Below are 15,363 nucleotides of genomic sequence, written 5' to 3' on the forward strand. Positions count from 1 at the left end.
TTGTCTGCAATGGCATGTTGCCAGCAGTCCTGCCAAGTCTTGTCTACACTGCTGTTCACCCAAGGAGGTAGCCCTCGGCTGTGCACCGGCAAAGGAGTGCGTGATGTCTCCCCGTTTACAGTTTGGCAGCCCGTCCCGGCAGCGGGGGGCGATCGGTTTGATGGCGGCGCTGACATTGGGCATGGCCCTGGTGTTCTTGCTGGTTGTGGTCGACAGCGGTCGTTTGTACCTGGAAAAACGTGACCTGCAGCGCGTAGCGGACATGGCCGCACTTGAAGCCTCCACCCGAAGCGGTGATTGCGCCGCCGGCAATACCGCCACCGTCTATGCCACCGCCAGCGCAAACCGTAACGGTTTTACCCTTCCGGACCCCCATCGCGATCTGTTGGTCGCTTGCGGTGCCTTGACCCTGGATGCCAATAACCTTCGAGTATTTGGCGTCGACCCGAGCAAAAGCGAAGCCATTCGAGTGATCGCCAGCCATTCGGTCTTGCAGAGTTTCGCTGGCGGTGTCGGCGCCCTGTTCGGTGGCGCTCCACGCGCAGCGACCATCAATCTGACGGCCAGCGCTGTCGCTGCATTACCGCCACCGCAGGCCTCGCTGACCCTGCGCGGCACGACGCTGAGCGTCGACACCAGCAAATCGGCCACGCTTAACGCGCTGTTCGGTGGTTTGCTCGGGGGCAATCTGAACATCAGCGCGACGGGCTGGAACGGACTGGTGAACACCCACATCAGCCTGCTCGGTTACCTTGACCGATTGAAGGTTGACCTTAACCTCAGCGCTGCCGGGTATGACCAGGTATTGGGCAATACGATTGCCGTCAGCCAACTGATCCAGACCGCCGCCAATGTACTGGACCCCGGCGGCACACTCGGCGCGACCGCAACCATTGCCAGTCTTCAAGCGCTGAAGGTCGCGGCAGGTGCAACCACCGTCGTGCTCGGCAACGTGCTGCGAGTCGAGGCTGGCAGCAACGTGACGGCGCTGGCGACCAACCTGAAAGTGTTCGACCTGATCGAAGCAGTCGTGCAACTGGCCAACAAGAAAAACGGCCTGGTGGCAACCTTGCCGATCAACCTCGCGGGGCTGGCGCAAATCACCGCTCGGGTGCAGGTACTGGAACCGCCACAGCTGTCGGCCATCGGCAATCCGAAAAACGCCGCGCTCGCGCCTTTGGGGCCCAACCGGATCTATGTGAAAACCGCTCAGGTGCGTACATTGCTGTCGATCGACTTGCCCATTCTGAGTGCGATTCAACCCTTGTTCGAGGCGGCGGCTGATCTTGCCGGACCGTTGATCAATACCTTGAATGCGTTGCTTCATCTCAATCTGGTCGGTGTCATTGACTCACTGACCTGCGCACTGGGGGCTGCCTGTGAAACACCCTCGATCGTGCCGCTTTTCAGTACCGTAAGGCTCGATGTTGCCCTGGACGTCGCGAGCGCCGCCAGTTACGTCACCGCCTACAGCTGCGTCAGCGCCACCAACAAATCCCTGACCACCAATACCAGTACTTCACTGGTGACGCTGAAAATCGGCAAGATCGATCCGAACACGGCTTTCGGCAACAACACCACGCCGCCGGCCGTAATAGTGCAGCCATTGAAGGTGATCGATATCGGGGTGAAAACCTGTCGCCGGTTCCTGATACTCCCCGTCAGTTGCGACCCGCGGATTCCAGGCGTCGGCGGCGGTATCGATATCATGGCCGACACCACCGTGGCCCAGAGCGCCAACATGCCGCATGTCTATTCCGCACCGCCGGCCACCAGCCTGCCGGAGATCAACCAGCCACCGTTCTACTATTCCTATTCCACCAGCAATATCGTCAGCAGCCTTACCAACACGGCGACTAACATCAAGGTCGACATGTACGGCCCTACAGGCAGTCTGGTCGGTGGTCTGGGGACAATCCTCAACACTGTCACCACATTGCTGGTCAACGTGATCAACAGCGTGCTCAGCCCATTACTCGACACCTTGATCAACACACTGCTGCTCAGTCTGGGAATCGATCTGAACAAGGTCGATGTCGGCGCCAACCTCAGTTGTCACTCAGGACGAGCGACGCTGGTGATCTGATCGTCGGCGGCAATCGGCAGTTCGATACAAAACCGTGCGCCCTCGACCGAGTTTCTGACGCTCAGTTTTCCGCCCATGTTCTCGACGATGCCGTAACTCACCGACAACCCGAGCCCGGTGCCGACACCCACGGGTTTGGTGGTGAAGAACGGCTCGAAAATCCGCTCCAGCAACCGTGGATCGATACCGCCACCGTTGTCCTCGACCCATAGCCGCAGCGAATACTCATCACGTTCGGCGTACACCGAGATCCACGGTTTGAACTCGCGATCGGCCTCGCGTTTGCCGAGCAACGCATCCCGGGCGTTGACCATCAGATTGATCAACACCTGTTCGAGCTGATCGACGTAACCGCGCACTTGCACGTCAAACCCTGTCTCGCTGACCCGCAGATCGACCCCTTTGCCGCGCATCCCTTCGGCCAGCAGCGACAGCGTGCCTTCGATGGCTTGCGCCGGATTAAACGGCTGCTGTTCGATCTCCGAGCGGCGGCCAAACACCCGCATATGATCCACCACCCGCGCCGCGCGCTGGACCTGTGCATCGATGCGATTGAGCTTGTCGGTCAGGTAGTCGATCTGCACATCGCCGCTGCTCAGACGCTTGAGCACGTTGACGATGGCCATGCGCATCACATTCAACGGCTGATTGATTTCATGGGCCAGCCCTGTGGCCATTTCACCGAGAGTGGCCATTTTTGCACTCTGGGTGAGCTGCTGCTGGGCGCGGCGGACCTCGGTGTTGTCGCGGCCCACGGCCTGAATCTCCAGTAAAAGGCCGTGCTCATCAAACACCCCGCGATCCGACCACACCCACCAGGCATGTTCCCGTCCCGGCAGTTGCAGGTTGATTTGCGCGGTGCTGACCGGGAATTCCGGGCTGAGCTGGCTGAGTCGCTGGAGAAACGCGTCACGCTGTTCCTGCGACATCCAGTCACCCAGATTCACCCCGGGCAGTTGTTCGGGCTGGCACTCCAGGTAAGTCGCCAGCGGGCGGTTGCCGAAGGTCAGGGTCAGGTCCGGGCGGTAGCGGCAGATCATTGCCGGAGAGTCTTCCACCAGAATCCGGTAGCGCTCTTCACTCTGCTTCACCTGTTCGGCGGCCAGGGTTGCTTCGGTGACGTCCAGCCACAGGCCGACGGCTTCCACCGGCAAACCAAGGTCGTCGCGCAGTAGCTTGGCTTCATCGAGTAGCCAGTGGTATTCGCCGCGACTGTCGCGCAACCGATAGCGGGCGCGTACCGAACCTTCACGGAGCAAATGTCGGGTACGTTCGAAGTACCGATCGCGGTCATCCGGGTGCACCTTTTCAACCAAGGTCCCCGTCGCGCAATCAGCCAGTGTCCAGCCGAGTAGCGGCAGTAGGCTGTCACTGAAAAACGTCGGTTGCAGCGCCCCTTCGACATAGCGTTGCACGTAGATCACCGCCGGTGAACTGGCGATCAGATTGCCCAATCGAGCATGGGCCGCCGCGGCGTTTTGCTCCTGGTTTTTGATGTCGCTGATGTCGAGCATGAAACCCACCAACCGCCGATTTTTACCGATGCCCAGAACCTGGCCCTGCAGGCGATACCAGTTCGGCGTTTGTGCCCAGCGCACGCACAGCAGCAGCGGGGTGCCGTCGTCTTGCAAGGTTTGCAGACGACTGCTCAGCTCTTCCCGGTCGGCGGGGTGCACCCGATCAAGCCAGTCGTGCAGCGGCAAACGGTCGATCGCAAGGTTCAGGTTGCTGGCCAGCGACGGCGCCAGTTGCACCTCGTGACTGTCGCTGAACAGCTCCCACCATCCGGTGCCGAGCAAGGCTTGTAGCGACTCCAGACGTTCCAGTTGCAGATGGTGCCGGTGCTCGCGCAAGCGCTCAAGCAACGGGCCAGCCAGCGCAGCGGTCAGTTGTAACCAGTCGCGATCATTCAGGTCGGGCGCATGTTGCTGCACCGGATAAATGCCACACAGCAACCAGGCGACCACACCCTGAGCATCGTGATAGGGCACCGCGAACCCGTCGGCAGTACCGAAGATGCCTTGCAAGCGGGGATGTTCAGCGGGCGTCAGGCATTGCGGCGCAGAGCCGTTCAGGCTGTCGAGCCCCGTGCCCAGGCGCTGAGCGTTTTGCCACAGGCGGGGGGCATCGAAGGCCGTGTAATGCTGGTGTATCTGCCAGCCTTCACCCTGTTCATCGAGTAACGCCACCGCAATGCATGGTATGTGGAAACGCTGGGCCAGGCCTTGCAGCTGTTCCACCAACACCTCGGGCAGGCGCGTCAGGTTGCACCGACGCAACTGTTCGCCGATCTGCGCTGTGAGTAATTGGCATTGCTCGCGGCTGCGTGATTGCCGGCGATCGAGCAACAAGTCACCGATGTCCAGCAACTGCAGCAGCCAGGCATCGGCCAATGGCTGGACCCAACCACGCAAGTGCAAGGGTTGTCCGTTGAGGCTGTAAAAGTCCAGGTCAAGACTCTGTCCTTGCCAGTCGACGGGTGAGCCTTCAACGGCGAGGCCGCTGTGAGGCATGAGGAAATCGAGCAGGTGCGGTGCTTGCGCCGCGGGCTTTTGCTGGGCCAGCACATGCCGCAGAGGGCCGGTCAGGTGAGTCACTCGACCTTCGGCATTCAGATGCATCTGCAAACCGACACTTTGCACGCTCAGGGTGTCTGGCGTGTTCACTGGCTGAGGTGGATGGCGGTTGAGCAGGCGCCCGAAGAGTTTGTCTGCGGAACTCAAAATTGCAGGCTCGAACTGGCGGTGAGTGTTGCCGGCAGATTGGGCACTTGGCCAATTCCCGGCACGTTGAGAAACGGGATGACCTGCTGCAGTTTGCTGGTGGGGTAGTTGATGCTGACCTTCAACACCCCGCCCACGTAGGTGGCGCTGGCGTCGGTGGCGACATTGAAGTTCAGTGCGGCAGGAATCCAGGCCAGTTGTCGGCTCAGTTCTGTCGTGGCCACGGTTTTTAGCGCGGTGTCATATCCGGGGGTGCTCGGATCCAGCGCCACGCTTCGGCGTACCGCTTCGGCGGTCGACTGGGTGAACGATTGCATCAGTAACAGCGGCAAGCTGTAAGTGACAATTCCATAGAACACGGCGAAAAAGATGAGAAACACCAACGCGAACTCAATCGCTACAGCGCCTTTTTGCTTGCGGGGGAGGCCTGTTTTCATGACTGCGTCTACCCTGATATTCACCACGTGATATCAGCATAGAATCATTCAGCCAAAACGGACGTTTTTTACCGGATGCAGAGCTTTGTACTACTGATCTGGCTGACGCTATGCGCAGCACAGGATGCGCGAGAACGACACATCGCCAATGGCCTGACCCTTGGCGCAGCGGTATTGGCGCTGGCGTATCTCCTGTGGACGGGCACTACTTGGCTTGGGGCCGAGGCGGCGCAGGGCGGCTGGGCTTTTTTGCTGGCGCTGGCCTTTACCTTGCCCGGTTATGCGCTGAGACGCTTGGGCGCAGGCGATGTGAAATTGATGATCGGCCTGGGGCTGGCGACGGACGGCATGCACCTGCTTGGCGTGTTCATCGGTGCCGGATTGGCCAGTGTGCTGTGGCTGCTGTTGGCGCCCAGAGTCTGGTTTCATTTGGGGCAAGGGCTTAGAAATCGTCTTCGATATCTGGGGCCTGGAATGTCAAAGAAACAGCCCTTTGCACCCTTCGTATTGGTCGGCCTGTTGCTCACATTCGCCTGGTTTCTCTAGTCGCCTGTTCTATACAGAGTCGGAAAGTACGTCTACTTTCAATTCAGTAGTTGTACAGCCTGTGGCTGTCACTAGAGGAACGGTCACCTTTGACCTCGCAGGGAGTCGCACGTGAACAAGCTTTCTTCGGCTGTAAAAATTCTTGTGGTCGACGACCTGCCGTTTATTGCCGCGGAGCTCTGTGAGTTGCTTGAAGGCAGCGGTTACGGCTGCGTTCCTTGCGAGACTGGCAAGCAGGCAGTCGAGCGTTTCAATGACGACGAAGCAATCGGCCTGGTGCTTTGCGATTTGCACATGCCCGGTCTGGACGGGATTCAACTGGTTCAGGAACTGCAACGGTTATCCGGCAAGCACCGTGTGTTTGAAGCAATCATGCTCACTGGGCGTGCGGACAAGCAGGATGTGATCAAGGCCCTGCGGGCCGGGTTTGCCGATTACTACCAAAAGCCGATTAATCTGGGTGAGTTGCTCGAAGGGATTGCGCGTCAGGTAGTGGTTTTGCAGGAGCGGCAGAAGAGTGTGCAACTGGGGCACCTGGATCAGAAGCTGCAGTATCTTGCCGAGTCGATCGATGATCTGTATCAGGATCTGGATAAGGTTCGGCGCGGGCCTCGGTTATCGGTTTCCACTGATGAGGATGTCATCGCTGTGGATCGGATTGAGACGCCGGCGATTTTCAGTCAGCTGTCGCCAAGGCAGTTGGAGGTGGTCCGGTTGGTGGGGAAGGGGCAGACGAATTATCAGATTGCCTGTGAACTGGGGATTACCGAGAACACGGTGAAGCTTTATGTGTCGCAGGTTCTGCGGTTGACGCATATGCATAATCGGACGCAGTTGGCGCTGGCGTTGTTACCCCGCCATTCTGTATTGCGCCAGGGGGTGACTGCACATTAGGTTTTTGTTGGTGTACCCCCTAGCGTTCAATTCCCGGATCAAGACTACCCTCCCGTCCCACCGTCCACCTGCCCGCTCTCGTACTGATTAAAGTACTCCGGGATCTCATGCTGATAGCTTTTCAACCAGCGCTGCATGCTCAGCTCGCGCTCGGTCGCGGTTGAGGTTTGCGGTTTTTGGGACGCTGCCTTGTTGCTTCTTTGCAGGTGCAGCCAGCCTTCGGTTTCCTGTTGTTGGGCCGAAGCGGGGCCAGGGTCGATGGCGTGAGAGGTGAGGGGCAGGGCCAGCAGGCCGATGCAGCAGAGGATGGTTGGTTTCATCAAAAGCCTCTCCTTATTGAAACGTCGGTGTGGCGACCGCGACCTGGTTTACGACGGTCGGGTCGGACTTGCTCGGTGTCTTGAGTCTTTGCGCGCGGGCCTGGGCTTCAGTGACTTGTGCGGGGCTCAGGCCGAGACGGCTGACGAGTTCGGCCGCGCGGCTCCAGTCGTCCTGGTAGATCAGCAGTGTTACCAGATTCAACGCTGCCAGTTGATCGCTTTGCTTGAGTTCCATGGCCGTCAGAAATTCAAAGCGCGCATCCTCGACGCGCAATTGGTTGAGGTACACCACGCCGAGGTCGTTGCGGATTTTCTCGTCGGTCGGCGCTAGCCGTGCGGCCCGTTGCAAGTGGGCTTGTGCCAGGCCGTTGTCACCCTTGGCGGCGGCGAGTTGGCCCAGGCCGTGTTCGGCTTCGGCAGCCAGGCAACTGCCGAGCAGGCTGCGGTACAACGGCTCGGCTTCGCTGCGGCTCAGCAGTCGATAGACCTTGGCTTTGCGCAGGCGCACGTCGGCCAGGTTGTCGGGCAGGCTTTGCAGGTTGGCAAGGCTGGCGTGCAGTTTGCCGTCATTGGCCATGTCATCGGCGAGGTTCATCGACAGTTGCTCCTCGGAGGTCAGCTTGCCGCAACTGGCCGTGTTGGTCAGGGCGCTCCAGGGCGTCGCACCGTTGCTCGCGCAACCGCCTAATAACAGCAGAGTCAAACCGGCAACTATTACTTTCATAACGATCCTTCTAAGAACCAAAGGCATGGGACAGGGCGGTGAAGCCCGGGCCGGCCAGTACGATCAATAACGCCGGGAAGAGAAACAGCATCATCACGACGGACATTTTGGCGGACATCTTGGAGATGTATTCCTGCAAGCGCGTCAGGCGCCGGTCATCCAGCAGTTGCTTGAGGGTCAGCAGGGACTTCATAGCGCCGCCCCCCTGATGGATCAACTGCTGAAGGATGACGCAGGTGTCGGTGAACTCGTCAACGGCCAGCAAACGGGTGGCTTTGTTCAGTTCTTCGCCCAGTTCCAGGCCGGAATCGACCCGGGCCAATACCAGACGCAATTCATGGGTCAGGGCCGGCAATAATTGTTTGCCTTCATTGCTCAACACGCGCAGCGACTGCTCCACTGCCATGCCCGATTCGAACAGGATGCGCAGCAGTGGAATGAAGGTGGAAATCTCGGTCGCCAGTTGTTTTTGCCGACGCTGCGCGGCAGCGGCCAGCAACCGTTTGGGCAACAGATAGCCGATGCCGGTGGCGAACACCGGGGCCATCCAGTGGTTATCGGCATGAGGGAAGAACAGGCTCTGGATCAGCAAGGTCAGGGCCAGCGCGAGCACTGGAGCGCCTACCTGGAACGCCGCGAACAGTGAACGTCGCCGGGCGCTGCGCCAGCCGAGGCGGTTAAGCAATACCTGGGTTTCGTTATCCAGGTTGACCGATCGCTGTCCAATCCGGCTGCTGCCCAGCCGCTGTAGCCACTGATTTACCCGGTTGTCGCTCGCCGGTTTGCCGTCGAGTCGTTGCGCCGCCTGGCGAACCCGCCGACGGTGTTTCAGCAAGCCGCTGAGCAGCAACAAGGTTGCCCCCAGAAACAGCAATGCGCAGATCAGTAATGGCACTTTCATACGCTGCGCAACATGTGCCAGAGCGCCAGGCTGCCGACCACCTGCAAGCCGAACGCGGACGCGAGCATGATTTGCCCCGAAGGGTCATGCCACATGGCGAGCAAGTAATGAGGGTTGGTCGCGAGGAAATAGCCGGCCAGACCAATCGGCAGACAGCCGAGGACCCACGCGGTCACCCGGGTTTCACCGGTCATGGCCCTGAGTTGGCGCGCAGCCTGCTCGCGCTCACGGATCATCTTGATCAGGTTGTCCAGCAATTCGCTGGCATTGCCGCCATAGCGGTGATTGACCTTCAACCCGAGCGCGAACAGGCGAAGTTCGTCTTTCTCATACAACTCGGCAAGGTCAGAGGCGGCATCCGGCAGGCTGACCCCCATCTGCACGTTGCGTTGAACCCGCCCCATGGCGTTTTTCAGCGGGTCTTCAGCGGCGTCGATGGCGCCCAGCACCGCATCGGCCAGGGTGCGCCCGGACTTCAGACTGCGCACGGTGTGATCGAGCATTTGTGGCAGTTGTTCGATCATGCGCTGCAGTCGGCGCTGATAACGCCAACTGACATACAGGCGCAGAATCAGCGGCGGCAGCAGTAACAGAACCAGCAAGCCGAGCCAGCCACCGGAGGCAAACCCGAACAAGATGCCCAAGGCCCAGAGCAGCAGCCACCTCCACAGGCGCTCGGAGGGATGCCCAAGGCCGGCCCGCAGAAACGCCCGGTCCAGACCGACCCAGGAGGTTTTAGTCAGCACCGGCTGCGGTTGCCCCTGGGTCAGGCGTCCCAGTACCCGCTCGGTGCCGGTCTGGCGCAAAGCGCGATAAAACAGGCGGATCGACAGTCCGAGCAAAACCAGGCAAACGAACATGAGCAGCGCCGGTTTGAGCATGCTGTGGCCTTTCAGTACGCGGGGGGGGAGAGCGCCAACTCGCGGCGCAGTTTGTCGCCGGCGGGGTTGACCGCCTCGCGCATGAATCCGAAACCGCTGCGCCGGTCGAGCCGGAACAACGTATTGGTGACATAGACGTCATCACGCACGCCAATCACCTCCACCACTTCGCTGACGCAGCGGCGGCCGTCGGGCATGCGCGTCAGTTGGATCACTACGTCCAGTGCGGCGCAGATCATTTGCCGCAAGGTACGTTCGGCGATGGTGCGGCCCGTCAGGCCTACCAATGTCTCCAGGCGCAACAGCGCATCCTGGGCGTTGTTGGCGTGCACGGTGCTCATGGAACCGTCGTGGCCGGTGTTCATTGCGGTGAGCACGTCCACCACTTCGACGCCACGAATCTCGCCGAGGATGATGCGGTCCGGGCGCATCCGCAGGGCGTTGCGAATCAGGTCACTGGACTTCACTTCGCCGTGGCCTTCGGCATTCGGCGGTCGGGTTTCCAGACGCACCACGTGAGGGTGGCCCAGTTGCAGTTCGGCGACGTCTTCGATGGTGACGATTCGCTCGTGAGGGTTGACCAACTGGCTGAGAATGTTCAGCAGGGTGGTCTTGCCGGTGCCGGTGCCGCCGCTGATCAAAATGTTGCAGCGTTTGCCCACGGCCTCCTGAATGAAGTCGAAAATCGCCTGATCGATGGTTTGCATCGCCATCAGGTCTGAACTTTTGAGCATGTCCTTGCGAAATTTACGTATCGACAGGCAGGGGCCATCCAGAGCTATCGGTGGAATGATCGCGTTGACCCGGCTACCGTCGGGCAGTCGTGCGTCGACCATTGGTGACGACTCATCGAGCCGTCGCCCGAGGGGCGCGAGGATCCGTTGCATGACCCGTTCGACGTGATGCGCATCGATGAAGCGCAGGTCGCTTTGATGCAGTACGCCGTCGCGTTCAATGAACACCCGGTGCGGACCGTTGACCAGAATCTCCGTCACTGCCGGGTCGCGCAGCAGCACTTCCAAGGGGCCGAAACCGGTGAGTTCGTCGACGATTTCTTCAGCCAGACGCTCCATCTCATAGCGAGAAATCGCCAGGTGCAGCCGGGCGATGTACTCGGCAACTTTGTCAATGACGAACTGTGAGAGCACCTGCCGCGAACCCTCCAGCAGGTTTTTGCCTGACTCCTCGATGGCGTCGATGATGTAGCGGTGCAGCACCAGTTTCAGACCTTCGTGGTCGGTGTTGCCGCTGGTGGTGCGTACAGGGGCGCCGAAGAGTTTTTCACCGCTCATTGCGCACCCCGCAACCGTTTGAACCAGCCAGACTTGGGCTTGGTCAGGTCCTCTGAGCGCTTGGCCAACCGATCGCCGAGGGCGCGCAGGCTTTGAGTCAGGCCTTCGCGGGGGGCCAGTTCAAACAGCGTCATACCTTGGTTCTTGGCGTTGAGCCGCACTTCCGGGCTGTAGACGAGGGTCGCGATGATCTCCATGCCAAAGCTTTTGCTCAGCGTGTCGGCGTCCGGTGCGACGTTGCGCAGGTAGCGGTCCACCAGCAGCCTGGCGTGATCGAGGTTCATGCCTTTTTCACGCCACAGGTTGAGTACCGCCAGGTTGCGACGGCAGTCGAGTACGTTCTGATCGGTGTACCACAGCAACTTGTCGCAATGGGTGACGAAGGTGCGTAGCGCTTCGCTGTCCGGCTGGCCAGTCAGGTTCACCACGATGTGCTGGAAGTGTTGGCGCAGGGCGCTGAGCAGCATGTACAACTCGGCGGTGCTGGTGTGTTCCAGTGGCTCATCGTGGTTGGCGTAGGCGAGGATCCGCAACCCGGCGGCGCAGGTGGTGAACGCGCTGTCGATCAGCGTCGCGTCGAGGCGCCGCAAGTGTCGGAGTGCATCGCCGAAGTGGAACGAACTCTCCAGCCCGAGCAAGGCCAGGCTGTCACCGCGCGGCAGGCCCAGGTCCAGCAACAACGTTTGCTGTCCGCTCTTTTGCACCCCTTGCGCCATGTGCGTGGCGAGCAGCGCGCCGTCGGCGTTGATCTGCACACCGTAGAGTACCGTCAGGCTACCCAGTTGGGTGTTCGGGGCCAAGGTCGGCAGGCGTTTGCTCAGCCGTCGCACCAACCCTGCGACTTCACTGGAACGCGAACCATAGGCCACGAAATCCCGAGCTCCAGCGCGCATGGCATTGAGCACGAGTTGGTTGTCCATGCCATCGCCCAGCGCGACGATCGCCAGCATCGGTTTGGCTTCCAGGGCTCCTTCGATCAGTGCGCTTTGGGCCACCACGTGTTCACGGTCCAGGCCGACGAACACCAGGCTGGCGAAGGTCACGTCCACCAGCGCCAGCAATTCGTCAAGGCTGCCACCACCGGCGCTGACCACTTGGCCCAACGGGGCGAGGGCGCCTTGCAGCCACTCAAGGTCGGTGCTGTTGCGCGTGATCGCGAGGAAGGTCTGGCTCAGGTTCTGGCTCTGGCTCATTGCGATAATCCGCTGCGTTTATCGAAGTTGCCGTTTTCGAGGAAGTACAGGCGATACCAGTTCGGGTCATAGTTGCGCAGCGTTTCACCTGGCAACGAGGGCAGTTGTGCGTTGGCCGCCAACGGTTGAACCAGGTGCGGCGTGACGATCATCAGCAACTCACGCTCTTCGCGGTTGACCGAAGAGTTGCGAAAGAACGCACCGAGAATCGGGATATCGCCCAGGCCTGGAAATTTGCTGACTTGCGAGGTGTTGTGAGTGCTGATCAAACCGCTGATGACGAAACTCTCGCCGTCGGCCAGCGAGATGCTGGTATCGGTGCGGCGAATGGTGAACGCCGGGACGGTGGTGCCGCCGATGGTCACACCATTGTTGTAGTCGAGTTCGCTGACCTCCGGCGCCACTTTGAGGATGATGCGGTTGTGGCTGACCACGGTCGGTGTGAGCGTCAGGCGGATGCCGAATTCCTTGTATTCGATGGAGTAGCTGTTGCTGTTGGCGCTGGGCACCGGGATTGGAATTTCCCCCCCGGCCAGGAAGCTCGCGCTCTGCCCGCTGAGGGCGACCAGGCTTGGCCGTGCCAGGGTGTAGGCGAACCCGCTGCCTTCGAGGGCGTTGATGATGCCGAGGAATTTGCTGCTGCCACCGCCCCAGACAATGTTGAAACTGTCGTTGAGCAGCGGAATGCTGGGCACCGCGATCCGTGGATCAATGTTGAACAGCGGCACCACGCCCGGCGTCACGGCCGTGTTGGGCACCGTACCGGGTGCGCCGAAGAGGAAGTTGTTCGAGCCCTTGCCGAAAATCGAAGTGCCGGCCTCTTTCAGTTTGGTCCGGCTGACTTCGACGAAGCGAATGTCGGTCTGTACTTGCGACGGTAGCAGTGGGTCATCAGAGGGTAACCGTGTAGCGGTGGTCATCGCTGCGGTGGCCTTACCCTGAACGAATACCATGCTCTGGCGCGGAGCACTGGCGCAGGCGGTCCAGACCATCAGGCTGGTAGCGCCGGGGGCCATCCCGGTTAGCAACAATGCTTGATTACCGTTGACTCGCACGTCGGCGATTTTCGGGTCACCCACCGCCACCCGAGTGATCGCCACCGGCGATTGCACCGCCTGTTGCAGCCCTTCACTGACTTCCAGCACCGCAGGCATCGAACCCAATGCTGCGCAATTGCCAGCGGCTGCGAACGCTACGCCAAGCGGCACACCGCTCAGTAAAGAGACCCAGAGCAGGCCTTGAAACAGGGGCATGGAACGACTGCGCATTTAGATGCGTCCTTGCTCGATTCAGGGGTTTTGTTGGGTGATTTCGTTGCCGCGGATGACTTCCACGCTCGACTTGCGCGAAGCTGTGCCGCCGTGGGTGACGACAGGTTTGGGTGGAGGCGTCATGGCCAGTTGGCTGAACTGGATCAACTCGCGGTTGGCACTGGCCAGGTTGGCCGATGAGTCGCTTTCGCCAGCCCAGTAGCGAGCCAGACGTTTTTCGTCAGCGCTGCGTACGGCCAGGCGCAACACACCGGCTTGAGCGGCGAGCATCAACCGACTCAATAGTTGTTCGGGGACGGCAAGCAAGACGCTGCGGGCGCTGGTGCGCAATTGTTCCTGCCGGAGTTTTTCTTCGTTGCTGTGGACCGGGCTTGCGGGTTGACCGTCGTTGGTCAACCCCATCTGTTCGCCTACTCCGAGCACCCGCAAGGCCGGCACCACCAGTTGCGCCGACGGCTGAAGGTTGTTGTTGTCCATGCGCAGAAACAGCAACACATCGACGTAGTCCCCCGGTGTCAGTTGCCCGCTGGCATTGATCACTTCATCCACCGCGACGGCGAGGGCGCGTTCATCGGGACGAATCATCCGCGCCAGTCTGCCGCCGGCTTCAAAGCTTTCATCATTGAGCCAGGTGCCGGCGCTGAGGGCGCGCCAGGGTGTTCGACCAATGGCTTGATCGAGGCGGCTCAGGCTGCCGGCCGGGACGGTACGAAGGTTTTCCAGGGTCACGTCGGCGGCGCTGATCGGCGTGAACGGTGGCACATCATGCAGCAGCACCACCACCGGTTGGCGGGCGGGGTCGTCCACGGGGGCAGGCGTCTGGGCGATGGGTGCAGGCGTGACGATTTCGGATTGCACGGCAGGTTCGGCAACGGGTTGGCGGCTCAGCGTGAGGCCCCAGTAACCGGCAATAATGGCGCCCACCAGAAACAAACCGGCCAGGCCCAGAGTGATACGACTGTTCATGACGGCTCTCCCTTTCCTGCTGCTTGAGACCTCGTCGCATCCAACGAGACAACTTCGCAATCAGGCAGCTATGAACATGGAACTATTTGGCTATTTGACGGTAGCTCAGCTAGAGCAAAAAGCCATTACGGGACTGAAAATAACTAACAAAAGTAAGTAGCTAGGGTGAAAACGTGACTTTTTTGGCGTCAACGAAGCGACTAATACTTTAGTGATAATTCGTTCTTACAGTTGTGGGTACGCGGAATGCCGACAATGCTGATGCTGGCATAGAGGAATCATGTTGCGACTGTGCAACACCCGTCGTCTTTCAGGAGAAACATCATGACCTTTTCCAAACTTGCTCAGAAGTTAAAATCCGAAATCGCTTTTTACAAAGGTTTGGCCAAAGACACTGAGGGCGCTTCCGGTATCGAGTACGCGATTGTTGCGGCCATGGTTGCGGTGGTGATTGCCGGGCTCAGCGCGGGAATGGGCACTACGATCACGAATATCTTTGGAAAAATCACGACTGCATTGGGCGGCACACCGTAACTTGCTAATGCGCCAAATGGCTTCTAACGTCAGCGCTTAGTCCATTGCAGGTGTTGCCCATGAACGCTCCCGTACTCCCACGCCAACAGCTTCTTCTGGTCGATGATGAGGAGGATGCGTTGCTGGAGCTGGCGGAGTTGCTGGAGGGCGAGGGCTTCAATTGCTTTACCGCCACCTCGGTCAAGCTCGCGCTGAGTCATCTGACGCGCCATCCTGATATTGCGTTGGTGATCACTGATTTGCGGATGCCGGAGGAGAGCGGCATGTCGTTGATCAAACGGTTGCGCGAGCATACGTCCCGCCAGCATTTGCCGGTGATTGTGACGTCGGGGCATGCGGACATGGAGGATGTCAGTGACATGTTGCGATTGCAGGTGCTCGACCTGTTTCGCAAGCCGATTTATCACGTGCGGTTGTTGGAGACGCTGAATAATTTGTTTCCGCAGCCGCGCTTGGATTTAGTGAGTCAGTGATTGATCGTTCCCACGCGAGCCGAACGCAGAGTGAACTGACCCCCAAAGGTTGGACACAACCTTTGAGGGTGTCATGGGTAAGTACACAGAGCGGGCAAAACTCGCAGCCGTGCAAAGCTATT

The 15,363-nt window shown here is 59.8% G+C and carries 15 protein-coding genes; 5 read left to right on the plus strand and 10 right to left on the minus strand.

Annotation, left to right across the window (positions count from 1 at the left end; all coding sequences use genetic code 11):
- Positions 1-103 precede the first annotated feature (103 nt).
- Positions 104-2,086, plus strand: a complete 1,983-nt coding sequence (locus tag ACXPVS_RS10875) for a pilus assembly protein TadG-related protein (RefSeq protein WP_458509932.1) — start codon at positions 104-106, stop codon at positions 2,084-2,086.
- Here ACXPVS_RS10875 and ACXPVS_RS10880 read toward each other — a convergent pair.
- On the minus strand, positions 2,056-4,809 hold the full coding sequence (locus ACXPVS_RS10880) for a PAS domain-containing sensor histidine kinase (protein WP_458509933.1): 2,754 nt from the start codon (positions 4,807-4,809) through the stop codon (positions 2,056-2,058). The genes ACXPVS_RS10875 and ACXPVS_RS10880 overlap by 31 nt on opposite strands.
- A complete protein-coding gene (locus ACXPVS_RS10885) occupies positions 4,806-5,246 on the minus strand; it encodes a TadE/TadG family type IV pilus assembly protein (protein ID WP_458509934.1) in 441 nt (146 codons plus the stop codon). The genes ACXPVS_RS10880 and ACXPVS_RS10885 overlap by 4 nt, the downstream gene beginning before the upstream one ends.
- Positions 5,247-5,321: 75 nt before the next feature.
- Between ACXPVS_RS10885 and ACXPVS_RS10890 the strand changes: the two genes are divergently transcribed.
- Together ACXPVS_RS10890 and ACXPVS_RS10895 are read left to right on the plus strand one after the other, a co-directional pair.
- Complete coding sequence (locus ACXPVS_RS10890; RefSeq protein ID WP_458509935.1) at positions 5,322-5,792, plus strand: prepilin peptidase; 471 nt, start codon at positions 5,322-5,324, stop codon at positions 5,790-5,792.
- A gap of 111 nt (positions 5,793-5,903) precedes the next feature.
- The gene (locus ACXPVS_RS10895) at positions 5,904-6,686 is read left to right on the plus strand and encodes a response regulator (protein WP_458509936.1); all 783 of its coding nucleotides are present in this window, start codon (positions 5,904-5,906) and stop codon (positions 6,684-6,686) included.
- Between the two features lie 44 nt (positions 6,687-6,730).
- Here the strand turns inward: ACXPVS_RS10895 and ACXPVS_RS10900 are convergent, their stop codons facing one another.
- Genes ACXPVS_RS10900 through cpaB form a run of 8 tightly spaced genes read right to left on the minus strand, consistent with a single transcriptional unit; the run spans position 6,731 to position 14,234 of the window.
- Entirely contained in the window at positions 6,731-7,006 is a 276-nt protein-coding gene (locus ACXPVS_RS10900) for a DUF3613 domain-containing protein (protein ID WP_458509937.1), read from the minus strand.
- 13 nt (positions 7,007-7,019) lie between these two features.
- Positions 7,020-7,730 (minus strand): hypothetical protein, encoded by a 711-nt coding sequence (locus ACXPVS_RS10905; protein WP_458509938.1) that lies wholly within the window; start codon positions 7,728-7,730, stop codon positions 7,020-7,022.
- A gap of 10 nt (positions 7,731-7,740) precedes the next feature.
- Positions 7,741-8,631 (minus strand): type II secretion system F family protein, encoded by an 891-nt coding sequence (locus ACXPVS_RS10910; RefSeq protein WP_458509939.1) that lies wholly within the window; start codon positions 8,629-8,631, stop codon positions 7,741-7,743.
- The gene (locus ACXPVS_RS10915) at positions 8,628-9,512 is read right to left on the minus strand and encodes a type II secretion system F family protein (protein ID WP_458509940.1); all 885 of its coding nucleotides are present in this window, start codon (positions 9,510-9,512) and stop codon (positions 8,628-8,630) included. Before ACXPVS_RS10915 ends, ACXPVS_RS10910 begins: the two co-directional genes overlap by 4 nt.
- Before the next feature lie 11 nt (positions 9,513-9,523).
- On the minus strand, positions 9,524-10,804 hold the full coding sequence (locus ACXPVS_RS10920; protein WP_458509941.1) for a CpaF family protein: 1,281 nt from the start codon (positions 10,802-10,804) through the stop codon (positions 9,524-9,526).
- On the minus strand, positions 10,801-11,997 hold the full coding sequence (locus tag ACXPVS_RS10925) for an AAA family ATPase (protein WP_458509942.1): 1,197 nt from the start codon (positions 11,995-11,997) through the stop codon (positions 10,801-10,803). The genes ACXPVS_RS10920 and ACXPVS_RS10925 overlap by 4 nt, the downstream gene beginning before the upstream one ends.
- Entirely contained in the window at positions 11,994-13,265 is a 1,272-nt protein-coding gene (locus ACXPVS_RS10930) for a type II and III secretion system protein family protein (protein WP_458509943.1), read from the minus strand. Before ACXPVS_RS10930 ends, ACXPVS_RS10925 begins: the two co-directional genes overlap by 4 nt.
- Positions 13,266-13,286: 21 nt before the next feature.
- A complete protein-coding gene (cpaB, locus tag ACXPVS_RS10935) occupies positions 13,287-14,234 on the minus strand; it encodes a Flp pilus assembly protein CpaB (RefSeq protein WP_458509944.1) in 948 nt (315 codons plus the stop codon).
- Between the two features lie 324 nt (positions 14,235-14,558).
- Between cpaB and ACXPVS_RS10940 the strand changes: the two genes are divergently transcribed.
- The gene (locus ACXPVS_RS10940) at positions 14,559-14,768 is read left to right on the plus strand and encodes a Flp family type IVb pilin (protein WP_458509945.1); all 210 of its coding nucleotides are present in this window, start codon (positions 14,559-14,561) and stop codon (positions 14,766-14,768) included.
- A gap of 59 nt (positions 14,769-14,827) precedes the next feature.
- Complete coding sequence (locus ACXPVS_RS10945; RefSeq protein ID WP_458509946.1) at positions 14,828-15,241, plus strand: response regulator; 414 nt, start codon at positions 14,828-14,830, stop codon at positions 15,239-15,241.
- Positions 15,242-15,363: the final 122 nt, after the last annotated feature.

The sequence above is a fragment of the Pseudomonas sp. Ma2-10 genome (assembly GCF_054330215.1).